Consider the following 24159-nt stretch of genomic DNA (forward strand, 5'->3'; position numbering starts at 1 on the left):
CATGCTGTCCTCACTGCGATCATCTGTTTTGACCCTCGGGCTGGCGCTGTTTGCCCTGCCCGCCCACGCTTTCGACACAACCGCCCGCGCGGCCTATGTGATCGATCAGACGACCGGAACGGTTCTGCTGTCGAAAGAAGCAGACCAGCCCCTGCCGCCTGCGTCGATGTCCAAACTGATGACGCTCTACGTCGCGTTTGAGGCGCTGCGCGATGGCCGCCTGACCCTGGGGGAAACCTTGCCCGTGTCGGAACACGCCATGAGCTATGGTGGGTCGACCATGTTCCTGAACACGCAGGATCGTGTCAGCGTCGAAGATCTGCTGCGTGGCATCATCGTTTTGTCTGGTAACGACGCATGTGTGGTGATTGCCGAGGCGCTAAGCCCCGATGGGACCGAGGCCGGGTTTGCCCGCTACATGACACAGCGCGCCAAACAGATGGGCATGGACAACTCGAACTTCGCCAACTCGAACGGATGGCCGGCGGCGGGCCACATGATGTCGGTCCATGACCTTGCCGTATTAGCCAACCGGCTGATCAGCGACTTCCCCGAATACTACCCACTGTTCGCTGAAGAAGAGTTTGAGTTTGATGGCCGTGCGCCGTCTAACAAACGTAACCGCAATCCGCTGCTGAAACTGGGGATCGGGGCCGACGGCCTGAAAACCGGGCACACGCAAGAGGCGGGTTACGGCCTTGTCGGCTCGGCCAAGCAAGGCGACCGTCGGGTTGTCTTTGTCCTGACCGGCCTCGATAGCACCGCCCGTCGCGCAGAGGAGGCTGAGGCCGTGGTTAACTGGTCGTTTCGCAATTTTGTCGAGAGGACCATTGCCGACGCCGAAACGCCGATAGCCGAAGCCCAGATTTGGATGGGCGCCGAAAAAACTGTTGGGCTGGTGCCCGAAGGGGATCTGACCTTGTTGTTCCCAGTTCTCAATGACAAGGACGTCAAAGCTGAGGTCGTCTACGAAGGTCCGATCAACGCGCCTGTGGAAAAGGGGCAGAAACTGGCTGAGCTGGTGATCACACCCGAAGGATTGCCCGAAATCCGTCGCCCACTGTTCGCGGCCAAAGACGTGCCTGTAGGCGGCTTTGTCGTGCGCATGAAAACCGTTGGCGGTATTGTTCTAGAAGACGTGATCGGCAATCCGCTGGAGGCGATGTGACGAAGGCAGGGTTGTTTCTGACCTTCGAAGGTATTGACGGGTCTGGAAAATCATCACAAGCACGAATGCTTGCCGAACATTTGCGTGGCCTCGGTTACGATGTCGTTCTGACCCGCGAGCCCGGAGGATCTGCAGGCGCTGAAGAGATCCGAAGCCTTGTTCTGGAAGGTGACCCGGATCGCTGGTCTGCAGAGACGGAAATCCTGCTGTTTACGGCGGCCCGCCGGGATCATTTGGAACGCACGATCAGGCCAGCGCTGGCCGAGGGCAAAGTCGTGATCTGCGACCGCTTCGCCGACAGCACCCGCATGTATCAGGGCCTGTCGCGCGGCGATCTGCGGGGATTGGTCGATCAATTGCACGACCTGATGATCGGGCGCGAACCCGACATGACCGTTTTGATCGACATGGACCCCGAAACCGGGCTGTCCCGCGCCAAGGGGCGTCAGGGAACAGAAGAACGGTTCGAAGATTTCGGGCTGGATCTGCAACAACAGATGCGTGCAGGGTTTCTGGCCCTTGCGGATGAGTATTCCGACCGTTTCCGCGTGGTTGATGGTAACCGGGACATGGACAGTGTTGCACAGGATGTGACAGATATCGTTCTGCAAGCTTTGCGATAGACGATAGATGAGCGACGACACCCCAACCCCGGATCAGGCACCCGGTGCCCCACACCCGCGCGAGACACTGCGCCTGTTTGGTCAGGACGCGGCGGAACAGGCTTTTCTAAGTGCCTATACCTCTGAACGTCTGCACCACGGCTGGTTGATTACTGGTCCACGTGGGGTCGGCAAGGCGACGCTGGCCTGGCGGATCGCGCGATTTCTACTGGCAACACCTCCGACTGAGGATGACGGGCTATTTGGTGCACCGCCACCGCCCGATAGCCTTGAGATCGATCCTGAACACCCCGTCGCGCACCGTATTCAGGCTGGGGCCGAGCCCGGCTTGGCCGCAATTACCCGATCTCTGAACGATCAGGGGCGGTTGCGTAATGAGATTGTGGTTGATGATATCCGCAAGCTTGGCAAGTTCTTCGGCCTTTCCTCGACTGACGGTGGTCGCCGCGTTGTGATTGTGGATGCCGCGGATGAGATGAATGTCAGCGCCGCCAACGCGCTGTTGAAAATGCTCGAGGAGCCCCCGGCCCGCACCACCCTGCTGCTGATCTCGCACCAGCCGTCGCGTCTGTTGCCGACAATCCGGTCGCGGTGCCGGACACTGCGCCTGTCTCCGCTGGGATCTGAGAATATGGAAGCCGCGCTGATGCAGACCGGCACAGAAATGCCGGGACAGGTGGATCATTTGGCTGCACTGGCTGCCGGGTCCGTGGGTGATGCGGTGCGCCTGATAAACTTGGGCGGGCTTGAGATTTACGCCGAGCTGATCGCCATTCTGGGCACCCTGCCCCGAATGGACCGTCAGCGCGCGCTTGCCTTGGCCGAGACTGCTGCCCAACGTGGCGCGGCCGAGCGGTTTGAACTGTTACTGACGTTGATCGACGTCGCCCTGTCCCGGCTTGCGCTGACCGGTGCAACCGGCGCGGCCCCGATGCCCGAGGCCGCTCCGAACGAGGCAGAAACCCTTGCCCGCCTGTCTGCCTCACCGCAGCAGGCCCGCAAATGGGCAGAGGTCGCTGCAGTGATCACCGCACGTGCGCGTCATGGGCAGGCGGTGAACCTTGACCCTGCCGCTCTGGTCCTAGATACGGTGTTCAAGATACAGGAAACCGCCGGTCAGAGCAGATGAGCAATACGCCCGAAATCACCGACAGCCATTGCCATCTGGACTTCCCCGATTTCGAAGGTCAGCTGGATCAGATCGTGGCCAATGCTACCGAGGCTGGCGTGACCCGCATGGTAACAATTTGCACCCGCTTGCGGAACGAACCAACCGTCCGCGCCATCGCCGAAACCCACGCGCCGGTCTTCTACGCGGCTGGAACGCACCCGATGAGTGCCGCTGATGAGCCGATGGCATCGGTCGATGAACTCGTCGCCTTGTCCCGGCACCCCAAATTTGTAGGTATCGGCGAAACCGGGCTGGATTATCACTATACCGCCGACAGCGCAGCGGTGCAGAAGCAATCCTTGCGGGTGCATATTGAGGCTGCCCAACGCACTGGCCTGCCTTTGATCATTCACGCCCGTGCCGCCGATGACGACATGGCCCGCATTCTGGCCCAGGAACACCGCAACGCGCCCTATTCCTGCGTGATGCACTGCTTTTCATCTTCTGCCGAACTGGCCAAAGCCGCCCTTGAACTGGGGTTCTACTTGTCGATGTCCGGCATCGCGGCCTTTCCCAAAAGCCAAGAGCTTCGCGATATCTTTGCCAGCGCCCCGGTCGACCGCATCCTTGTTGAAACCGACGCGCCATACCTGGCCCCCCCCCCGTATCGCGGCAAACGGAACGAGCCCGCCTATACCGCCCACACAGCGCGCAAAGGGGCCGAGGTGTTTGGGATGGACTACGCCGATTTTGCTGCCCATACGCAGGCAAATTTTGACCGGTTGTTCACCAAAGCAGCGACCTACAAGGCGGCTGCATGACCGAATTGCGATGCACCATCCTTGGCTGCGGATCATCCGGCGGCGTCCCCCGGCTGGGCGGGCACTGGGGCGATTGCGACCCCAAGAACCCCAAAAACATCCGTCGCCGCTGTTCATTGCTGGTGGAACGGGACGGCCCGGACGGTACAACCTCGGTGCTGATCGACACCTCCCCCGACATGCGCAGCCAATTGCTCGACAGCGGGACCGGACGTCTGGATGGAGTTATCTACACCCATTCGCACGCCGATCACGTCCACGGCATCGATGACCTGCGTATGATTGTGTTCAATATGCGCGAGCGCGTGCCCGTGTGGGCCGATGGCGACACGCAGAACGCCTTGTTGGGACGGTTCGGTTACGCCTTTGTCCAGCCCGAAGGTTCACCCTACCCGCCGATCCTTGACCTGAAGTCCATCGACGGCCCGTTCGAGGTGGACGGCCCCGGCGGCCCGATCCCGTTCCAGCCATTCAAAGTCAACCACGGCTCGATCGACTCGCTTGGTTTCCGGATGGGCAACCTGGCGTACCTGCCGGATGTGGCGGAAATCTACGAAGAGGCCTGGCCGATGATGGAAGGGTTGGATTGCCTGGTCATCGACGCGCTACGTCGGAAACCTCACCCGACCCATGCGCATCTGGAAAGGACCCTGGGCTGGATCGAACAACTGAACCCCAAGCGCGCGGTTCTGACCAACATGCATATCGATCTGGACTATGCCACGGTTGATGCAGAAACTGCCGACAACATCACCCCAGCCTATGACGGAATGGTGATCCATCAGGCGCTCTAAGACCCCACGCAACCGACCTGGGACGCAGCAATTTTGCGTCGGCCCAGCCTGCAAAGCGGTGCCATGCTTCAAAGTCTGATCGACGTCATTCTACCGGTTTTCCTTGTGATCGGGGCAGGTTATGCCTCGACCCGGTTGGGGTATTTCAAGGAAATTCACATCGATGGATTGATGAAGTTCACCCAGGGCTTTGCAATCCCATGCCTTCTGTTCCTTGCAATCTCGCATCTGGATCTAAGCGCTAGTTTTGATCCCCGGCTTCTGATCAGCTTCTACTCAGCAGCTGGCCTGTGTTTCACTGCTGGTCTGTTCGGTGCACGGTTGATCTTTGGCCGGGATTGGGAAGATTGCGTTGCCATCGGGTTTTGCTGTCTGTTCTCGAACTCTGTCCTTTTGGGACTGCCTATTACCGAACGCGCCTATGGCCCCGAAAACCTGACCGGCAACTATGCGATCATCGCCTTCCATTCACCCTTTTGCTACGGCGTTGGCATCACGGTGATGGAGGTTATTCGAAATCGCGGCCAAGGTGGCCCCCGCATGGTCAAATCCATCTTGTCGGCCATGTTCCGCAACGCACTGATCCTTGGCATCGCGCTGGGTTTTGCCGTGAACCTGTCAGGTATTGGCATACCTGCGGTCGTGGACGAAGCGCTGGGCCTTGTGACTCGCGCCGCCCTGCCCGGGGCGCTGTTCGCGCTTGGCGGAGTGCTTGTGAAGTACAAGCCCGAAGGTGACCTGCGCGCCATCGCCTTTGTCTGCGCGATTTCACTAATGCTGCATCCCAGTCTTGTCTGGTTATTCGGCTCAACAGTTGGTCTGCCGCAAGACCTGTTCCGCTCGGGCGTGCTGACGGCAGCGATGGCTCCCGGTTTTAATGCTTACATCTTTGCCAATATGTACGGACGGGCAAAACGGGTCGCGGCCTCGTCCGTTCTGGTCGGAACCGGCGTCTCGATCCTGACAGTCTGGCTTTGGCTGACATTATTGGGATAGCGTGACGTCCCACGGATTGACTTTGCACCAGCCGGACACACCTAACTGAAAAGCCACAGGATACTCCTAAATGCCGCACGCCCTGATCGTCGCCCACGGCCAACCCTCGGACCCGGCCCCTGCCGAAGCGGCGCTAGCTTCCTATGCGGCAGAGGTCGATGCGTATTGCGATGGCGTCAGCGTTCATTCAGCTACGCTTGCTGCGCCTGGAATGCTGGAGGCTCGTTTGGATGAACTGCCCGACGACACTGTCATCTATCCCCTTTTTATGGCCAAGGGGTGGTTCGTGACACGTGCGCTGCCCAAGCGTCTGGGTGATAGAAACATCCAAATTCTGGACCCGTTGGGCGTTGACCCAGAACTCCCCGCTTTGGCTGCGGGCGCATTGCTGGATGCGCTATCGGGCAAGGGGTGGGACGCGGACAAAACGGATCTGGTTCTGGCGGCACATGGATCGGGCCGTAGCCGCAATCCATCAGCTGTCGCCATTGAGTTTTCCAGGGAACTGGCCCGGTGCATGACCTTCCAATCCATCCGCGTCGGGTTTGTGGAAGAGGCCCCGTCCATTGCCGAAGCCGCGACCGGGGCTGGCGATCACTCTCTGTGCCTACCCTTCTTTGCCTGCACCGGCGGGCATGTTTTGGAGGACGTGCCACAGGAGCTAGAGCGAGCGCGGTTCAAAGGCCACGTGATGCCGGTTGTCGGAGATCTTCCCCCGATCAAGCGCAATATTGCGGAAATTCTGACACGAGCTATTGCGCTGGATTAACTTAAATACCCGCCCCGCGCGGAATTAGAAGTCATTGTGAACTGGCCGGTTTCAGCCCAGAGGCCGCAAGTGCCGAGTACAGACAATGCCGCGACCGTCCCTGCCGCTTTGCCTCGTACAGCGCCTGATCCGCTGCATTCAGCAGCTCTGCCGCATCCGGCGTGCCAAATTGCGTGGACAGAGCCGTTCCGATGCTGGCTGAAATCTTACACTGGGCACCCTGAAACATCATGGGTTGGCATAGCCTGCTGATCAGGCGCCCCGCTATTTCAGACAGGACACTTTCGTCGACCAGACCTTTAAAAATGATAACAAACTCATCACCACCGATCCGGGCGACCGTGTCCTCAGTTCGTGTTTCTTCCTCCATAATGCATGCGGCCTGTTGCAACACAAAGTCCCCCGCCGCATGGCCAAGGCGGTCGTTGACACTTTTGAAGAAATCCAAGTCCAGATGCATAAGCGCAAAAGCGCAATTGGCCGAGATCAGGTGGCCGAGAACCACATCCATCGCACGGCGGTTTTTCAACCCCGTCAACATGTCTGTCACCGCCTGTTCTTCAGCGGCCAGCATAGCTCCCTGCAGTCGCAGGTTCAGTGAGCGCGATGCCTCCATCGCGGCTGTTTTCGCCTCAACCAAGTACAGCAGTTCGATCGCCAGATCCGTGCCAGAGAAATCCGCGCTAGTCAGGGCATAGTCACGAACTGCATCCAGTATCGAAATCCCGAAGGACAGGTTGATGATGGCCCCGTTCCCCTTTGGCAAGGGCGCGATTAGCCCGGTCAGCGCGGTCCGAGGCTCGTCGTGAAATTTCAGATGTACTTTGCCACCGGTCAGAGATAACAGCGTGGAAATCGTTGTTATTGTTCGCGGTCGCACAAGTTCAAAAACGTCCAGAAAATCGCGCCCCTGCATCGGATGGTCCGGACGGAGCTTTTGCAGCGTTGGTCCTGCGTTTACGATCATGCCCTTGTCATCCACCATCACGAACATGGGGCACAACGTGTCCAAAAGAGCTGAGAGTTCAGAGGCTTGCATCATGACTTGCGCGCCCCAAGATCGAAATGACGCCCTTCGGCAAAGGCGCTTTCTACAAGGGCAATCGTGATGACCTCGGCGTCGGCCTGCTGCCCTTCATGCGACAACATGGCCAATGCTCCATAATCGTCTGCAATTGCCCGTAATACGCCGACCATCACGCTGGAATAGCCTGGCAGGCCGGGGTAGCAGTACAAGTGATATTCTGCCGGTGACACCTCACACAACTCCAGCATTGGCAGACGCAGATCAGATACTGCAAGGCGGGCACGATCCGATAAGTCATCCAGCGAGTGCAGGAATTCGACATATGTCACACCGCCGAACCGAAGCAGTCGGCGCAAATCTTCCATATTGGGGTGCGACACCAGATAGGTCCCAAGATCCTCCAGTATCTCGGCCCGTGGACGATTCAGGTCAGCACATAACACGTCCAAAACCTGCGCGGTCATGGCGTCGTCATAAAGCAGCATTGCCTCAAACTCGGCAAAACCCAGGCGCGCAGCCTCGGTCACCCGCAGCCAGCAGGGTTGTCCATAAGTCGCGCAAACAAATGATTGTATTGCCCGATTGATCAGACCATGCATGAGATGCCCCAAATTGGTTACGCCCCAATCTGGACAGATAATCCTTAACAAATAGCCAAAAAACACGTTGTATTGACGGCAATCCGACAGAGTCTTAATCTGGAAGTCACTGTTGTTACATTAGAAATCCGTCGGCGCGCCACCCTCGGCCTTTCGGCGGGCTACAAAGTCCTCCAACTCCTCGCGAATCCCGTCATCTATCGGCGGGGGCTCAAAGCTGGTTACGATTTCCTTGAACATGTGGTGGGCGCGCTCAGCCGTCCAGATACCACCTGCCACATCCCAACCTTCATAGTTTTTCCAATCACTCAGGAAGGGTTGGTAGAATGCGGTCGTGTAGCGGTCCTGGGTGTGTTGAATACCAAAGAAATGGCCATCGTTCCCGACAGACTTGATAGCATCCAGCGCGATTTCGTCTGGGCCTGTCGCTGTAATTTCTGGTTGCATATACCTTTGGATTTGCTGCAGAATTTCACAATCCATGATAAATTTTTCGGGGCTCGCAATCAGACCGCCCTCAAGCCATCCCGCCGCGTGATACACCATGTTGGTACCCGACTGCACAGCAGCCCAAAGTGAGTTCGACGTCTCCCAAACAGCTTGCCCATCGGGTACGTTCGCCGCACACACGCCCGAAGACCGCATCGGCAAACCATAGTATCTTGCCATTTGGCCGGTCATCTGGGTTGAGCGCATATATTCGGGCGTTCCAAATGCAGGTGCGCCGGATTTCATGTCAACGTTGGAGGTGAACGTCCCGATAACACAGGGAATTCCCGGCCGGACATATTGGAACAGCGCAATTGCGCACAGCGCCTCAGCCAGGGATTGCGCAACCGCACCGGCCATCGTAACCGGCGCCATCGCACCGGCCAATGTGAACGGCGTCACGACAATTGCTTGCCCGCGCCGCGCAAGACGCAGGCAGCCGTCAATCATCGGATGGTCGTGTTTCAACGGTGAGGTCGAGTTGATGTTGGTATACATCCGCGGGGTCGCTTCGAACTCTTCATGGCTGTGACCTCCAGCGATCCGCACCATCTCCATCACGTCCTCAACGCGTTCCTTACCCAGCGAATAGGCATGCATCGCCTTGTCGGTCAGCGTCAGCTTGTCATAGAGCACGTCCAGATGTCGGACGCTGGCGTGGATATCGACCGGCTCGACCGGATAGCCCCCCGCAAAGTGGATGCAGTTGAAGTACTGCGTCAGCTTCAGCAAATTCCGGCACATCTCGCGATTTCCGGCCACCTTGGTACCAATCTCAAGATCCCAGTAGTTCGGAGGAGAAGACACGTTCCCGAACAACAGGGTTTTGCCACCAACTTCAATCGTCTTGTCAGGATTTCGCGGCGTGATCGTGAACTTTGATGGCGCTTTGGCCACCATTTCCATCACAAAGTCACGACCCATGCGAACGTTGTCGCCATTGATCGTACAGCCTGCCTCTTTCAGGATGCCAAGGGCTTCTTCGTTGTAGAACTCGATCCCGATCTCTTCGAGGATGCGCATGGCCCCCTCGTGGATCGCTTCGATTCCAGCTTGGTCTAGCGGTTCGGTGGGTTTGTCGGTATTGATCGGCGGGTTCCACGGCATTTGGTCGATCACCGCGCTGCCCCTGCGCGCTGCCGCACCTGCCCGTCCCCCTCCGCGCCGTTTGCGAGTCTGTGTGTCAGCCATTGGATCCCTCCGGAACTTGCTTTCTTCAAGCAAGCCCTGAAGTTGGCCCAGTGGCCGCTCTGTCTGCGACAAGGTTTGTCGGTTTTATTACTTGGACAGTCGAATTCAGCCGAAGCTGGATCAGTTTTCTGCCAACCAGGCGGGAATGTGACCGATGTCCGGCAGCACGACATCTGCCATCGGCGCGAGCGCTTCGGCCGGCGCCAACCCCGTCAGCACACCGATTGTGGTCATTCCGGCAGCTCGCCCGGCCTGCAGGTCATGCAGGCTGTCCCCCACCATCGCCACGCGCGACGGGTGGACGTCAACATGGGTCGCAAAGGCAATCAATTGCCCGGGTCCGGGTTTGAACCCATGGCCGCTGTCGTAGCCAGCAACAAAATCGAAGTGGTCGCGAATCCCGACTGAGGCGAGATGTTGCAGCGCTGGCATTTCCCCGTCATTCGTGGCTACACCCAGTTTTAGGCCCGCCTGCCGCAAAGCATCGAGGAAGGGAACCAGTGGAACAGCCGGAGCCTGTGTCGCCGTAGCCGATTCCGTGTTCAGAATGTCGATCAGCTCATCGCTGGGCATATCCGGGAAATAGGGTGCAAGGGCTTCGGCGATCTCTTCGACGGTCCCCGCAATCACGATGCTGTCGTCAGCATATTCTTCCGAAACCGGATCAAACCCGATGGCCTGGCCCAGTTCAGCAGCCCGCTTTTGGTCGCCATCTGACAGCTTTTCCAACACGCTGCGCCCGAAACCACCCCATGTCTCCGCAAAGTCAAACAGTGTTCCGTCCTTGTCGAACAAGATCGCATCGATGGGCATTACATGCTCCTGTCAGTGAATTAAATCAGGTCCAGTGAACGTCGCCACCGGACAAAACAGCCCGCGCCTGACCCGGCAGGTCATAGGGCACGGAATTGGCGTCACAAAAGGCGATCACCCACGAATCGTCAAGCATCAAGAATTCAAGAACCGAATTCAGGAATTCCGGCTCTGATGCGCGAACCCGCAGATCCTCGGTGGATGCACCCGTCGAGCCCAAAAAGATCGGCAGCAATTCGTCATTCCCGACCAGCCAGCCAAGGGCGTTCAGGGCAATCGTTTCGGCGGATTGGGCGGTGATCGGCATAAAGAGGCCTCGAATATGCACTTGGAAAGGGTTTGTTAACCAGACTCATAAACACTTTGGCAACGCATGCAATCAACGGTGACAGATATGTCCGTGCAGGGAACCATCCTTGTCCTCGACGGGACTTCGACCAATCGCATTATGCTAAAAGTTCAGCTGACGGCGGCGTGGTATCACGTGGTTCAGGCTGAAAAGCTGCAGGGGCTGGCCGAGCTGCTAAGTCGCACACGCCCCGATCTGGTGCTGGTGGCGAAATCGCTGCCCGATGGCTCGGCTGCGGACGTCAAAAGACTGGTGATGGCCAACGCGGAACTGGCCGATGTACCGGTCGTTGCAATCGCGCCGCAGAACGACAAGGCGGCAAGGTTACAGGCATTGTCAGATGGGTTGGACGACGTGTTGGCAGCCCCGTTCAAGGACACCCTGCTTCTGGCGCGAGTTCGCAGCCTGCTGCGCGCGCGCGCAGATACGCAAGAGCTTCAGCTGGGCGGCGGATCACATCCAGTCGGATTTGCAGAACCCGCGACCGTGCTGATTACGCCGTCGAAATCGGCCCATGTGGCCATACTGACCCAAAGCGCCCGGATCGGGACATTGTGGAAATCCGCGTTGTCCGAGAAATCGCATCACAGCCTAAGCACACATGCAGCTTCGAACATGCGTGCCCTGCTGTCAGGACCAGTGCCAGACGCAATCCTAATCGAAATAGATACGACGGCCGCGGGCCTGAGTACGTTGGCGGACCTGAAGTCACGGGGGGCAACTCGGCATACCGTATTGATCGCCGTCTTGGCCGATGAAAATCCGACAATGGCGAGCGAGGCGCTGGATCGTGGCGCTGACGCCGTGTGTATGGGGGGGTTCTACCTCGAAGAGGTTAAACTACATCTGGATAACCAGATCGCGCGAAAGACCCGAATGGACCAAATGCGCGCCTCATTAAAACGCGGGCTGGCCGAGTCATGGGTCGACCCCCTGACTGGGTTGCACAACCGTCGCTATGCTATGCAAGCTATGGATCAGATGGCACGACAACCATCGCATACCGGTCACGGTTTTGTTGTCATGCTGGCAGACCTGGATCATTTCAAAACCATCAACGACCGTTTTGGGCATGTCAGCGGCGACCAGGTTTTGACCGAGGCCGCAAAGCGCATGAAGCGCACGGTTGGCGCGGCGGGTTTTGTCGCGCGCATCGGGGGAGAGGAGTTTATGATAGGTCTGCCTGACAGCTCTCAGGCTGGGGCGATGGATCTGGCTAAAACCTTGCGCGACTGTATCAGCAAGACACCATTTTCTCTGCCCGATACCACAGCCCCCGTGCCAGTCACCATCAGCATCGGCCTGACGGCACCGATCCCGCCCCTGCCCCCTGGTGACCCGGTGGAGCGGTTGCTGAAATCCGCCGATACTGCGCTTTATGCAGCCAAGAAGGCTGGTCGCAATCAAGTAAGGATCAGACAGAGCGCTGCCTGAAACCCTCAGTCCTTTTTCTTGTGGCCACGCGGGCCGCGTTTAACGACCTCTTCCAGCCGGTCGGCATAGACCAGACGCTCTTCATCGCTCATGGCTTCTACCCGAGCCAACCACTCTTGCTGCAGGGCATTCTGCAGGTCCGCCATAGACTGCGCTTGCTGGTCTAGCAGGGCTTGAACCGCCGCAGCGTCAAAGGGGCTTGCCCGCAAAGCAGTGCTGAGTTGGGCAAAATCCTGGGATCGGTTGTGTGTCCCCTTTTTGTGTCGGTCGAACAGCTCGCCCCGCATGGCTTTACGCTCTTCCTTTGGCAGCGCACGATACAGCGCCGAACCAAAACCTGGCGGAGATTTTGCATGATCCCCACCTTTGACTCGCAGTGCGGTCCCCAGGGCAACGCCGACGATCAGCAGGTTCAGGGCCAGCGAGATGACCAGTAGAACCGACATCCAGCGGTTTTTGGGTTTGGGGCTATCGCTCATTCGGCGTCCTCCAGAAAACTCGTATCCAGACTTAGGTCAGCGACCACGAAACTAACATCCTGCGCGTAAATGTAATTGGCGGGATCAGGCAAAAACGCCGGTGCTGAAAAGCCGATCCAGACGCCCGCCATACTGGCGGCAACCAAACCGCCCATTCCCTGCCAGCCGCCAAACCCGGCCAGCAGGCGCGCCCACAGAGAGTTTGTCTTTGGCTCATCTGGCTTCAGGCGACCCAGCCGAACAGATTCCGCGTCGGTGAGAATGCGCACAGCCAGATCATCCGGCAAGTCTTGCCGATCCTGCCGGGCTTGGGCGAACAACAGATCCAGATTGTCTTTGTCGTCAGTCATCGTCGTACCCCAGTTCATCACGTCGCCCGGCCAGAATCGCCGCTAACGACCGTTTTCCTCGTGCCGTAAGGCTTTCCACCGCTTCCACCGAAATACCCATGATCCCAGCGATTTCAGGGTTGGGCAATTCCTCAATATGCCGCAAAACAACAGCTTGCCGCTGACGTTCGGGCAGTTGTGATAGTGCCATTTGCAGTGCATCCTTTCGGGCTGCGTCCTGTAGACGGTCGGCTGCACTGGCCTTTTCATCTGCCGGCTCTGGCACATCCGCCAGCCGGTCCGGCGTCTTTTTTCGGCGCAGATCAACACACAGATTTAGCGTCACGCGATAAAGCCACGTCGATACTTTGGCCTGACCAGGTACCCAATCAGGTGCCATCTGCCACAGGCGCATCATCGCATCTTGTGTCACATCTTCAGCCTCGGCGCGATTGCCCAGAAACCGAAGGGCCACTGATAAGCTGCGCGGCGCAAGCCGATCGGTGAGAACGCGCGCCGCCGCAGCATCGCCATCGGCAAACTGCCTGAGCAACACATCGTCGCCCAATTCGTCCGCGGCGTAATCCACGCCGCGAACGTATTGTGGAGCAGAGGTCAGGTCCTCCATCCCGCATCAGCTGTCGTCAGAGTCCGCTTTCCCATGTTTCTTGTGGCGCTTTCCCATTCTGTCTTTTGCATCGGCAAATTCTTCTTCCGAGATAGCGCCGTCCTCGTTCGCGTCGATCCGGTCAAACATCTTGTCAGCACGGCGCGGCTTGGGCAACTCGTCCTCGCTCAGAAAACCGTCCTTGTTGGCATCGTTGCGTTCAAACATCTTCGTAACACGGTCGTTGGCCTTCTTTTGACCTGCTGCCTGCATCTCTTCGACGCTCAGCTGGCCGTCGCCATCGGTGTCGGCATTGGTGAAACGCTGATTCCGATGAGCCTGCATTTCTTCCTTGGTCACCTGCCCGTCACCGTTCGCATCGAGCTGTTGAAAGGTCACAGGTTCGCGATCTTTACCGCCTGCGGCGAAAACGGATGTGCCAGTGATTGCCAGTGCTGACACAATGATTGCCGGAATGAATTTGGCGCTTTTCATAACGTTTTTCCCTTGTTTTCGCGGCGCCATTGCCGCTGCTTACATAGGTTCAAACGGGGCAGGCATCCCATTCCGTCGCAGGAAGTGAAACTTTTTTAGAAACGTCTTAGCGATGCAAAGCGACGCACCCCCTTTCCCGAAGCTGCAAACAAGCGTTATATCCTCATCATTGGAACGCGCGAGTATCAACATGACAGATCAGACGATCGAAACCCACGATGTAGAAGACCGCCCGACAAAGCCAGCACTGGTCAAAGGGTTCCGTTGCCGTTGCCCAAATTGCGGCGAGGGCAAACTGCTGCACAGCTACCTCAAGGTTAACAACGAATGTTCGAATTGCGGGCAAGAGCTGTTTCACCATCGCGCCGATGACGGGCCGGCCTATCTGACTATTCTTCTGGTGGGTCACCTGCTGGCACCGGCGCTGCACTTATCTTATGTCCATTGGCGCCCTGAGCCCCTGACGATGTTCCTGGTTTTGGCAATTGGCTGTACTGCCCTGTCACTATTCCTGCTGCCACGATTGAAAGGGGCAGTTGTCGCCTATCAATGGGCTCGTCGCATGCACGGCTTTGGCCAGTCCGCGTGATCTTGGACCGCAAGTTGAGCAACGGATGACGGTGGACAAAACAGCCATACGCGACGCGGCGACAGTCATCGTTTTGCGGGATCGTCTGACCAATCCATCCATCCTGATGGGGCAACGCGGTGCAAAAGCCGCGTTCATGCCCAACAAATTTGTCTTTCCAGGCGGCGCTGTCGATGCGTCTGATGCAGATGTTGCACTGTCAACAGATCTGCCCGCTGTGTGCTGTGATCGCCTTGCGGAGCGGTCACAAGCCGGGCTGCAAAATGCCTTGGCGGCGGCGGCGATCCGAGAGCTTTGGGAAGAAACCGGACTGATTTTGGGCCAACCAGGTGATTGGGCGGGCCCGCGGACCGAAGATTGGGCGACATTTGCGCAGATGGGATACCGCCCATCGGCACAAGCACTTCAGTTCGTTTTTCGTGCCGTCACACCGCCTGGGCGACCCCGCCGGTTCGATGCACGCTTTTTCCTGGTAGACGCCGCCGCAATACAGGGCGATCTGGATGATTTCAGCCACGCCTCGGACGAGCTGTCACATCTGCAATGGGTGCCGCTGGACCGGGCGCGCGAATTCGACCTGCCGTTCATTACAGAAGTCGTGCTGGCCGAAATCGCCGCTCGGGTGACAGACCCAACGCCACCTGAAACTGTTCCGTTCTTTCTGAACAGTGAGGAGGAAAGCCTTTTCCTCAAACTTCGCGGTTATCCCATGCCAGAAGCAGACTGAGGGCCGGTGGCCCTCAGACACGTTATTTCATGCGGCTGATTACCGTGGTGACTTCGGGCTTTTTCCCAATCTCGGTCTTTGCTGTTTGGCGAACGATCCGGCGTATTGCCTCTTCCAGTTTGTCATCATCGCGCAGGGTCTTGGCATCGGCCCGCATCAGGAACTGATTCAGGTCTTCTTCTAGAACTTCAACCAATGCAGCCCGGGACGATCCAATCTCGGACAGTCCCATCGTATCGCACCACGGCTCGCCCAGTGGTTCGTCCTCTTCGTCCAGAATGACCGTGACAGTGACGTGCCCGTTCAGCGCCATGCGAAGCCGGTCACGCACAACCCCATCCAGGGCGCCAACTTTGACCGTGCCGTCCAGATAGGTCCGTCCGGTTTCGACATAATCGACAACCCGTGGCGCATTCCCTGTCAGATCCAGCATGGTTCCGTTTACGGCCAGAATACCGGTACGCCCACCAGCTTCGGCCAGTTTGGCATGCTCGCGCAGGTGACGATGTTCACCGTGCATCGGAATGATCATCTGCGGATCGACCAGCCCGTGTACTTTCTCAAGATCCGGACGGTTGGCGTGACCAGACACATGGTACAGGCCCGCACTGTCATCGACCACATCCACGCCCTTTTCACTGAGCTGGTTCATGATGAAAATCACGCCACGCTCGTTGCCTGGGATGGTTTTGGACGAGAAGAGAAACAGATCGCCCTCTTTCAGTTCCAACCCGCGGTATTTGCCCCGCGCAAGTTGTGCGCTGGCCGCGCGGCGTTCTCCCTGGCTGCCGGTGACGATCAGCATCAGGTTCTGGCGCGGCATGTCCACAGCCTCTTCGGCGCTGACGACGCGTGGAAAGCTGGTCAGAATGCCCGTTTCGGTCGCGGCTTCGATCATCCGGCGCATCGCGCGACCCAGCAGAACGACCGAGCGCCCCGCCCGTTCACCCGCCTCGGCCAGCGTTTTCACACGTGCGACATTCGACGCAAATGTGGTGGCAACAACCATGCCGCTGGCTTCCTCAACCAGCCTGGTGATCTCGGGGCCGACCTCGGATTCCGAACGACCCGCATGGGGGGAAAACACGTTCGTACTGTCACACACCAGCGCTTTGACGCCAGACTTGGCAACCTCAGCCCAGAGATTGGGGTCAAAAGGTTCACCCACGATCGGATTTTCATCCAGCTTGAAGTCGCCGGTATGTACGATCCGCCCCTCTGGCGTGTCGATCACCAGGGCAGCGCTTTCGGGGATCGAATGCGAGACCGGCAGGAAACCCACCTTAAACGGACCAACGGAAATCTGTTCGGGCCAGGCCGATGCAGTATGTACGGCATCCTCGGGGTGTCCGTGCTCTTCCATCTTGCGGCGCGCGATGTTGGCGGTGAAGGCCCGTGCGTAAACAGGCGCACCCAGCGCCTCATAGCAATGCGCCACAGCGCCCACGTGGTCCTCGTGTGCGTGGGTAACGAACACGGCTTCCAGCCGGTCGGCACGTTCGCGCAGCCAAGAAATGTCGGCATGGATCAGGTCAACGCCCGGGGTGGTGTCCATGTCCGGAAATGTCACGCCCAGATCCACAAGGATCAGCCGTTCCTGACCGGGTTTGCCATAGCCGTAGACATAGGCGTTCATGCCAATTTCGCCGGCACCGCCCAGCGGTAGGTAGATCAATCTTTCGCTGCTCATGTCGAGCCATTGTCCTTGTTATAGCGATGTATCACGGTAAGCCCGTGCATCGTCAGATCATCTTCGATTGCGTCAAACCCCACGTCCGCCTGATCGAACAGCGGCGCGAGCCCACCGGTTCCAACGACTTTCATCGGCATTCCATATTCCGCCTTGATCCGGGAAATCAGCCCCTCGATCAATCCGGAATAGCCCCAATACACGCCGGATTGGATACAGCCAACCGTATTCGTGCCAATCACATTTTCAGGGCGGGTGATATCGATATGCGGCAGGGCAGCCGCGCCCTGGTGCAACGCCTCGAGGCTGAGATTTACGCCCGGCGCAATGATCCCGCCGACATAGGCCCCATCCGCCGCAACCACATCAAAGTTCGTCGCCGTGCCAAAATCCACAACAACCACGTTGCCGCCATGCCGGTCAAACGCAGCCACCGCGTTGGCCAGACGATCCGGACCGGGCACTGTGCCCTCGTCTACACGCGGATTCATCGGCAACAGACAATCGGGCTTGCCCACGACAAGCGGCCGACATCCAAAGAACCGATCAGCAAAGACCCGCAGGTTGAACACAACCCGAGGCACGGTCGAGGCGATGATCACATCAGTAATTTCAGCCTCGATCCCATAGTGTTTCACCAGCGTCGAATACCACGTGAAATAGGCATCCGCCGTGCGCGCATGGTGGGTCGATGTGCGCAGGGTGCACAGAAACCTTTCACCGTCCCAGATCGAGAACACAGTGTTCGTGTTGCCGCAATCAATAGCCAGAAGCATCTGGGCCTCCTTCAGAAAAAAACATCCGCCGCCGGAATGCTGACGCGGCCTTTGGCGGTGTTTAGGACAAGATTGCCCGCTGCGTCCACCGTTTCAAAGGTTCCAACCGTTTCCGACGCTGCGGTACGGGCGGTGATGACCTCACCCAACTTGGCAGCCCGGGCCAACCACGCGGTCCGGATCGGTTCGAACCCGTAAGTCACGAATTGGTTCTCGTATCTGGCATAGGCGACAGCCAGTTCGGTCAGAAAATCCTCGGGCGTTACGTTGGCTCCGGCTTCCGATAATAGGGAAACCGGTCGGACGGCGCCGGGTTCTACCTGATCTGCTCCGGGTGCCTCTGACAGGTTCACACCGATGCCGATGGACAGGTGCGAGACGCCGTGCCCCTGCCCTGTGCTTTCCAACAGGATACCTGCTAGTTTGCCACCGTTCAGCAATACGTCGTTGGGCCATTTTAGGGACAAGCCTGTCGCCCGACCTGTCACTGCAACGCAGGCGTCAAACAGCGCCAGCGCAGCCACAAAGCTGCGCAGTGCGGCCTGTTCCGGATTTCCGTGTGGCCGCATCAAAAGGGTCGCGGCAAGATTTCCCTTGGGATTTGCCCATGCCCGCCCCCGTCGCCCACGCGCCGCCGTTTGGTGATGCGCCATGATCCACACCGGACCGGTCGTGGTCGGGGCCATGCGGGTGGCCTCGTTCAATGTGCTGTCGACCTCTTGCAGCACGTGCAGGCCGTATCCCTGTGGCCAGTCTGTCATGTCAAAAAGGCCCGGTCTGCTGACCGAGCCCCCAAGTTTGCTGTGTTACGCTGATCAATTGACAAGAGTGGCCGCCGCAGCTGCCGCCGCGCCTTCAATACCGAACTGATAGAACACACCCACCAGCATCAACGCAGCCGAGCCCATTAGAGCAACCCACAGAACCGGCGAAGAATGCGTTTCGATCGGGTCGTCGTTTTCAGCTCCGAAATACATGTAGAACACGATCCGCAGATAATAAAACGCGCCGATGACCGAGGCGATGGCTGAGGCGATCACAAGTCCGGTCAGGCCCGCGCTTACGCCGGCCTGCCAGACACCGAATTTGGCAAAAAAGCCCAGCATTGGTGGGACGCCCGCCAGGCTGAACATCAGGATCAGAACCGCCAGTGCCTTGCCCGGTTCGCGTTTGGAGTATTGGCGTAGGGCGTCGATGTCCGTGACCGGTTTGCCGTCTCTCTCCATCATCAGGATGAAAGCGAAAGTGCCGATATTCATCGTCACATAGATGGCCAGATACATCAGCATAGCCTTGATGCCCAACTCGGTACCTGCAGCCAGTCCGATCAGCGCATAGCCCATATGGGCAATCGACGAAAACGCCATCAGCCGCTTGATGTCACGCTGGCCAATCGCTGCGACCGCACCCAACAGCATCGACAGGACCGAGAGCAAGACGATCACCTGCTGCCAGTCCTTGATCACACCACCAAAAGCGTCGTGCATTACGCGTGCGAACAGGGCCATGGCCGCCACTTTCGGCGCTGTGGCAAAGAAAGCGGTGATAGGCGTGGGCGAGCCTTCGTACACATCCGGTGTCCACATGTGGAACGGTACAGCGGACACTTTGAACGCTAGACCCGAGATCAGGAACACCAGACCAAACAGAAGGCCAACCGAAATCTCACCATCCTGAACCGTTTGAATAATGCCCGAGAACAGCGTGGTGCCTGTGAACCCATAAACCAGCGAGGCACCGTACAGCAGCAGGCCCGAGCTGAGCGCACCAAGCACGAAGTACTTCAAACCGGCCTCGGTCGATTTGGCACTATCCCGGCGCAGCGCGGCCACGACGTACAGCGACAGTGACTGCAGCTCTAGCCCCATGTACAGCGACATCAGATCGCCAGCACTGACCATCATCATCATACCTACAGCGGCCAGCGCAACCAACAGAGGGAATTCGAACCGCAGCAGATCGCGACGCGCCATATATTCCTGGCTCATCACCAGAATGGCAGCCGCTGATAGCAGGATCGCCACCTTCGAGAACCTTGCGAACCCGTCATCGACAAACATGCCATTGAACGCGACATTGGTACCATCGCCGTTGGTCGCGATCCAAATCGCCAGCAGCGCCATCAACCCAGCGGTCGTCCAGACCAGCAAAGGTGCCAGCCCGTCTTTCGTCGTGTAGACAGCCGCCAACAGCGCCGCCATCGCATATACGGCCAGAACAATCTCTGGCAGGATTATCGTCAGATCAGCCTGGATCATGTCTCCAAAGCCCCCTTAATGCGATGCGGCTGACTGGGTCGCGGCCTCTGCCGCGGCCAGAGCCATGTCATAGTTCGAAATCAGCGCGGCGGTCGAGTTGCCGATTACATCGGTCACCAGCGACGGGTAGACGCCCAGCAAGATGGTCATCACGATCAGCGGCGCAAAGATCAGCCGCTCGCGCGAGCTCATGTCCGTCATCGCCTTGAGGCTTTCTTTGATCAGATCGCCAAAGACCACCCGACGATACAGCCATAGCGCATAAGCTGCCGAGAAGATTACGCCAGAGGCCGCAACAGCTGTCACCCATGTGTTGACCTGGAAGGTGCCCATCAGTGTAAGGAATTCTCCGATGAATCCACTGGTGCCAGGCAGACCTACATTGGCCATCGTGAACAACATGAAAACCAGCGCATAGGCTGGCATGCGAATGACCAAACCACCGTAAGCCTCGATGTCGCGAGTATGCATCCGGTCATAGATCACGCCAACACACAGGAAGAGCGCAGCCGAGATGAACCCGTGGCTGAGCATCTGGAAGATCGCGCCGTCAATGCCCTGCTGGTTCGCCGCAAAAATACCCATGGTCACAAAGCCCATATGCGCGACTGAGGAATAAGCTATCAGCTTTTTCATGTCTTCCTGCACCAGCGCCACAAGCGAGGTATAGACAACGGCTATCGCTGACATCCACAACACTACATCGGTCATTACTGCCGAGCCCACCGGGAACATCGGCAGGCTGAACCGTAGAAAACCATAGCCGCCCATCTTCAACAGGATCGCCGCCAGAACGACCGACCCGGCGGTCGGCGCCTGAACGTGCGCATCCGGCAACCAGGTGTGTACTGGCCACATCGGCATCTTCACTGCGAATGATGCAAAGAATGCCAGGAACATCAGCGTCTGCATGCCGCCGACAATATAGATGCCAAGCACGCTGAACCCTTCGGACGAGAAGTGGTGGCTCATCAGTGCTTCGATATCCGTAGTGCCCGCGTCCGCATACATCGCAACCATCGCCACCAGCATCAGCACTGATCCAAGGAAGGTATAGAGGAAGAACTTGAAGCTGGCATAAACCCGGTTCGCACCGCCCCATATGCCGATGATCAGAAACATTGGGATCAGACCTGCCTCAAAAAACAGGTAGAACAGCACCAGATCCAGCGCCATGAACACGCCCAGCATCAGCGTTTCCAACAACAGGAAGGCGATCATGTATTCCTTGACGCGGTCCGTGACGTGCCAACTGGCCAGAATGGTCAGGGGCATGATGAAGGTGGTCAACAAGACAAACAGAACGCTGATACCGTCCACGCCCATCTTGTATTTCAGACCCAGCAGCCATTCGCCTTCTTCCACCATCTGGAAGCCGGTGTTGGACGGATCAAACCCCGTATAGATGCCGATCGAGACCAGGAACGTCACCGTGGTTGCCACCAGCGCGACCCATTTGGCATTGCGCTGTGCGGCCGCGTCCTCGCCATGCAGGAACAGGGCCAGAATGCCTGCTGCCACAGCGGGGATGAATGTGACGATGGAGAGGATATTATCCATTAGTGTGCGCCTCCGCCGATCGAAATCCAAGTGACAAGGGCAGCGATACCCAGAACCATCCAGAAGGCGTAAGTAAAGATGTAGCCCGTCTGCGCCTTGCCAGCGAGGCGGGTAAAGAAGGGTACAACACCCATGGCCACCCCGTTGAGGAAACCGTCAATGGTGTTGCCGTCACCCCGCTTCCACAGGAACCGGCCGAGCGCGATGGTGGGTTTGACGAAGACCGCGTCATAGATCTCGTCAAAGTACCACTTGTTCAGCAGGAACAGGTACAGAGGACGCTGGTTCTGCGCCAAACGCGCCGGCAGCGACGTGTTCACGATGTAGAACCAATAGGCCACGATAAAGCCCAAAGCCATGGCGACAAAAGGCGAAACCTTGACCCACTTGGGGGCAGCATGCGCATCGTCCAGAACATGATTGTCCGGCGCGATGTAAATCGCGCCCTCGCCCGGTTCGCCCGCAAAGACGTAATGGTGGTCGTCGCCGTGAGCCGCTTTTTCTTCGTGTCCGGCGTCATCACCATGGCTTTCATCCGCGTGCGCCTCATCCGCATGCGTATCGTCACCATGGGTCGCATCAGCAGTACCGTGATCACCAGTCTCAGCATGCTCGGACGCCTCAGCCACTGGTATTCCGTAGAACTTGCCGACTTTGTCTGTGTGACCAAAGAAATTGCCATACCAGATCATCCCGGCAAACACCGCGCCCAAGGACAGAACACCCAGCGGCACCAGCATGGTCATCGGGCTTTCATGCGCGTGCTCATGCGTATGCTTGTCGCCACGCTCTTCGCCATAAAAGGTCAGGAAAATCAGACGCCAGCTGTAGAATGACGTGAACGCCGCCGCGATCACCAGCATCCAGAAAGCATATCCGGTGCCGCCGGCAAAAGCGCTTTCGATGATGGCATCCTTGGACAGGAACCCGGCGAACCCAATTTGGGTCAGCGGGATGCCGACGCCTGTAATCGCCAGGGTGCCGACCATCATCGCCCAGAATGTATAGGGGATCTTCTTCCGCAGGCCGCCGTATTCGGTCATCTCCTGCTCGTGATGCATCGCGTGGATCACCGAACCTGCGCCAAGGAACAACAGCGCCTTAAAGAATGCGTGCGTCAGCAAGTGGAACATCGCTGCCGAATACATACCAACACCCGCGGCCACGAACATGTAGCCCAACTGAGAACAGGTCGAATAGGCAATGACGCGCTTGATGTCGGTCTGAACCAGACCAACGGTTGCAGCAAAAAACGCGGTCGAGGCCCCAAGGAAGGTGATGAACCCGGTGGCACCCGGCGCAAATTCCATCAATGGCGACATCCGGCAGATCAGGAACACACCCGCCGTCACCATGGTAGCAGCGTGGATCAGCGCCGACACAGGCGTCGGGCCTTCCATCGCGTCCGGCAACCAGGTGTGCAGGATCAACTGCGCTGATTTACCCATCGCGCCAATGAACAGCAGAACGCAGATCACCTCAATTGCGGTCCACTCACCCCACAGGAAGTGTAGCTTTTCTTCGGCCAGCGCAGGGGCCGACGCAAAAATGTCCGAGAAATTGATGCTGTCCGTCAGGAAGAACAGCGCGAAGATGCCCAGAGCAAAGCCAAAGTCGCCAATCCGGTTTACGATGAACGCTTTCATCGCTGCCGCATTGGCCGTGGGCTTGCGATAATAGAACCCGATCAGCAGGTACGAGGCTACACCCACACCTTCCCAACCAAAGAACATCTGAACCAGATTGTCCGCTGTCACCAGCATCAGCATGGCGAAGGTGAAGAACGACAGATAGGCAAAGAAACGCGGCTTATAGCTCTCGCCCTCGCGCCATTGCGGATCGTGATCCATGTAGCCGAAGGAATAGAGGTGCACGAGCGCCGAAACCGTCGTCACCACGATCAGCATGATCGCGGTCAGACGATCCAGTCGAACGGCCCAGCTTGTCGACAGCGAACCGCTTTCGATCCAGCGCATGATCTCGATCTGCTGTGTCACACCGTCGAACGAGAAGAACACGATCCAGGACAGCAGACAAGCCAGGAACAGCAGGCCAGTGGCGGTCCACATGGCGGCTTTCTCGCCAATGAACTTCCAGCCGAACCCGCAGATCAGCGCGCCCACCAACGGGGCAAAGAGGATGGTGGTTTCCATGTTCTCTTACCCCTTCATCATATTGACGTCTTCAACCGCGATGGTGCCACGGTTGCGGAAGAAGCAGACCAGAATGGCCAGCCCGATCGCCGCCTCGGCCGCCGCCACGGTCAGCACGAACAGCGTAAACACCTGCCCGACCAGATCGCCGAGGAAGCTTGAGAACGCCACGAGGTTGATATTCACCGCCAGCAGCATCAGTTCGATGCTCATCAGCAGGATGATGACGTTCTTGCGGTTCAGGAAGAGACCGAAGATGCCGATGACGAACAGCGTCGCCGCGACTGTAAGATAGTGTTCAAGTCCGATCAT

26 protein-coding genes are annotated in these 24159 nt (G+C 58.0%); 10 read left to right on the forward strand and 16 right to left on the reverse strand.

Annotated elements, in window-relative coordinates:
• The first annotated feature begins 1 nt into the window (after window position 1).
• The 7 genes from AC2FLJ_RS04205 (at window position 2) to AC2FLJ_RS04235 (ending at window position 6282) form a co-directional block, all read left to right on the forward strand.
• On the forward strand, window positions 2–1168 hold the full coding sequence (locus AC2FLJ_RS04205) for a D-alanyl-D-alanine carboxypeptidase family protein (protein WP_108861555.1): 1167 nt from the start codon (window positions 2–4) through the stop codon (window positions 1166–1168).
• On the forward strand, window positions 1165–1791 hold the full coding sequence (tmk, locus tag AC2FLJ_RS04210) for a dTMP kinase (protein ID WP_108861556.1): 627 nt from the start codon (window positions 1165–1167) through the stop codon (window positions 1789–1791). The genes AC2FLJ_RS04205 and tmk overlap by 4 nt, the downstream gene beginning before the upstream one ends.
• Window positions 1792–1798: 7 nt before the next feature.
• On the forward strand, window positions 1799–2920 hold the full coding sequence (locus AC2FLJ_RS04215) for a DNA polymerase III subunit delta' (protein ID WP_496704527.1): 1122 nt from the start codon (window positions 1799–1801) through the stop codon (window positions 2918–2920).
• Entirely contained in the window at window positions 2917–3723 is an 807-nt protein-coding gene (locus tag AC2FLJ_RS04220; protein ID WP_496704529.1) for a TatD family hydrolase, read from the forward strand. Before AC2FLJ_RS04215 ends, AC2FLJ_RS04220 begins: the two co-directional genes overlap by 4 nt.
• Window positions 3720–4517 carry an MBL fold metallo-hydrolase gene (locus tag AC2FLJ_RS04225; protein WP_472723324.1) on the forward strand — a complete coding sequence of 266 codons (798 nt, stop codon included), beginning with the start codon at window positions 3720–3722 and terminating at the stop codon, window positions 4515–4517. The genes AC2FLJ_RS04220 and AC2FLJ_RS04225 overlap by 4 nt, the downstream gene beginning before the upstream one ends.
• Window positions 4518–4580: 63 nt before the next feature.
• Window positions 4581–5513, forward strand: a complete 933-nt coding sequence (locus AC2FLJ_RS04230; RefSeq protein WP_282119204.1) for an AEC family transporter — start codon at window positions 4581–4583, stop codon at window positions 5511–5513.
• Between the two features lie 70 nt (window positions 5514–5583).
• The gene (locus AC2FLJ_RS04235) at window positions 5584–6282 is read left to right on the forward strand and encodes a sirohydrochlorin chelatase (RefSeq protein ID WP_496695786.1); all 699 of its coding nucleotides are present in this window, start codon (window positions 5584–5586) and stop codon (window positions 6280–6282) included.
• Between the two features lie 31 nt (window positions 6283–6313).
• Here AC2FLJ_RS04235 and AC2FLJ_RS04240 read toward each other — a convergent pair whose 3' ends face one another.
• From AC2FLJ_RS04240 to AC2FLJ_RS04260, 5 genes are all read right to left on the reverse strand, one after another.
• Entirely contained in the window at window positions 6314–7324 is a 1011-nt protein-coding gene (locus AC2FLJ_RS04240; RefSeq protein ID WP_496704532.1) for a diguanylate cyclase domain-containing protein, read from the reverse strand.
• Window positions 7321–7908: a heme NO-binding domain-containing protein gene (locus AC2FLJ_RS04245; RefSeq protein WP_496704534.1), complete on the reverse strand. Its 588-nt coding sequence runs from the start codon at window positions 7906–7908 to the stop codon at window positions 7321–7323. The genes AC2FLJ_RS04240 and AC2FLJ_RS04245 overlap by 4 nt, the downstream gene beginning before the upstream one ends.
• Before the next feature lie 120 nt (window positions 7909–8028).
• On the reverse strand, window positions 8029–9588 hold the full coding sequence (locus AC2FLJ_RS04250) for a trimethylamine methyltransferase family protein (RefSeq protein ID WP_282119200.1): 1560 nt from the start codon (window positions 9586–9588) through the stop codon (window positions 8029–8031).
• Between the two features lie 120 nt (window positions 9589–9708).
• Complete coding sequence (locus AC2FLJ_RS04255; protein WP_496704536.1) at window positions 9709–10401, reverse strand: HAD family hydrolase; 693 nt, start codon at window positions 10399–10401, stop codon at window positions 9709–9711.
• A gap of 25 nt (window positions 10402–10426) precedes the next feature.
• On the reverse strand, window positions 10427–10708 hold the full coding sequence (locus AC2FLJ_RS04260) for a DUF3572 domain-containing protein (protein WP_496704538.1): 282 nt from the start codon (window positions 10706–10708) through the stop codon (window positions 10427–10429).
• Between the two features lie 87 nt (window positions 10709–10795).
• Between AC2FLJ_RS04260 and AC2FLJ_RS04265 the strand changes: the two genes are divergently transcribed.
• Window positions 10796–12184, forward strand: coding sequence for a diguanylate cyclase (locus AC2FLJ_RS04265; RefSeq protein WP_496704540.1), 1389 nt, complete (start codon window positions 10796–10798; stop codon window positions 12182–12184).
• 5 nt (window positions 12185–12189) lie between these two features.
• Here the strand turns inward: AC2FLJ_RS04265 and AC2FLJ_RS04270 are convergent, their stop codons facing one another.
• From AC2FLJ_RS04270 to AC2FLJ_RS04285, 4 genes are read right to left on the reverse strand one after another with little or no spacing between them, the layout of a single operon-like run.
• Window positions 12190–12663, reverse strand: a complete 474-nt coding sequence (locus AC2FLJ_RS04270; protein ID WP_496704542.1) for a periplasmic heavy metal sensor — start codon at window positions 12661–12663, stop codon at window positions 12190–12192.
• Window positions 12660–13013, reverse strand: a complete 354-nt coding sequence (locus tag AC2FLJ_RS04275) for a hypothetical protein (RefSeq protein WP_496704544.1) — start codon at window positions 13011–13013, stop codon at window positions 12660–12662. Before AC2FLJ_RS04275 ends, AC2FLJ_RS04270 begins: the two co-directional genes overlap by 4 nt.
• The gene (locus AC2FLJ_RS04280) at window positions 13006–13620 is read right to left on the reverse strand and encodes an RNA polymerase sigma factor (protein ID WP_282119195.1); all 615 of its coding nucleotides are present in this window, start codon (window positions 13618–13620) and stop codon (window positions 13006–13008) included. Before AC2FLJ_RS04280 ends, AC2FLJ_RS04275 begins: the two co-directional genes overlap by 8 nt.
• A gap of 6 nt (window positions 13621–13626) precedes the next feature.
• Window positions 13627–14094, reverse strand: a complete 468-nt coding sequence (locus AC2FLJ_RS04285; protein ID WP_058279674.1) for an EF-hand domain-containing protein — start codon at window positions 14092–14094, stop codon at window positions 13627–13629.
• A gap of 190 nt (window positions 14095–14284) precedes the next feature.
• Between AC2FLJ_RS04285 and AC2FLJ_RS04290 the strand changes: the two genes are divergently transcribed.
• Entirely contained in the window at window positions 14285–14683 is a 399-nt protein-coding gene (locus AC2FLJ_RS04290; RefSeq protein WP_058279642.1) for a DUF983 domain-containing protein, read from the forward strand.
• A gap of 25 nt (window positions 14684–14708) precedes the next feature.
• Window positions 14709–15410, forward strand: coding sequence for an NUDIX hydrolase (locus tag AC2FLJ_RS04295; RefSeq protein ID WP_058279673.1), 702 nt, complete (start codon window positions 14709–14711; stop codon window positions 15408–15410).
• A gap of 22 nt (window positions 15411–15432) precedes the next feature.
• Here the strand turns inward: AC2FLJ_RS04295 and AC2FLJ_RS04300 are convergent, their stop codons facing one another.
• The 7 genes from AC2FLJ_RS04300 to nuoK are packed head-to-tail and all read right to left on the reverse strand — an operon-like array spanning window position 15433 to window position 24159.
• Complete coding sequence (locus AC2FLJ_RS04300) at window positions 15433–17100, reverse strand: ribonuclease J (protein ID WP_496695801.1); 1668 nt, start codon at window positions 17098–17100, stop codon at window positions 15433–15435.
• Window positions 17097–17876, reverse strand: coding sequence for a type III pantothenate kinase (locus AC2FLJ_RS04305; protein ID WP_058274409.1), 780 nt, complete (start codon window positions 17874–17876; stop codon window positions 17097–17099). Before AC2FLJ_RS04305 ends, AC2FLJ_RS04300 begins: the two co-directional genes overlap by 4 nt.
• Window positions 17877–17887: 11 nt before the next feature.
• Window positions 17888–18637, reverse strand: a complete 750-nt coding sequence (locus tag AC2FLJ_RS04310) for a biotin--[acetyl-CoA-carboxylase] ligase (RefSeq protein WP_058279640.1) — start codon at window positions 18635–18637, stop codon at window positions 17888–17890.
• A 54-nt stretch (window positions 18638–18691) separates the two neighbouring features.
• On the reverse strand, window positions 18692–20134 hold the full coding sequence (gene nuoN, locus AC2FLJ_RS04315) for an NADH-quinone oxidoreductase subunit NuoN (RefSeq protein ID WP_058279639.1): 1443 nt from the start codon (window positions 20132–20134) through the stop codon (window positions 18692–18694).
• A gap of 15 nt (window positions 20135–20149) precedes the next feature.
• Complete coding sequence (locus tag AC2FLJ_RS04320) at window positions 20150–21694, reverse strand: NADH-quinone oxidoreductase subunit M (RefSeq protein ID WP_496695806.1); 1545 nt, start codon at window positions 21692–21694, stop codon at window positions 20150–20152.
• Window positions 21694–23847 carry an NADH-quinone oxidoreductase subunit L gene (gene nuoL / locus AC2FLJ_RS04325; RefSeq protein ID WP_496695808.1) on the reverse strand — a complete coding sequence of 718 codons (2154 nt, stop codon included), beginning with the start codon at window positions 23845–23847 and terminating at the stop codon, window positions 21694–21696. The genes AC2FLJ_RS04320 and nuoL overlap by 1 nt, the downstream gene beginning before the upstream one ends.
• A 6-nt stretch (window positions 23848–23853) precedes the next feature.
• Window positions 23854–24159 (reverse strand): NADH-quinone oxidoreductase subunit NuoK, encoded by a 306-nt coding sequence (nuoK, locus tag AC2FLJ_RS04330; RefSeq protein WP_005984024.1) that lies wholly within the window; start codon window positions 24157–24159, stop codon window positions 23854–23856.

This window comes from Ruegeria sp. CDSA034, assembly GCF_059612275.1.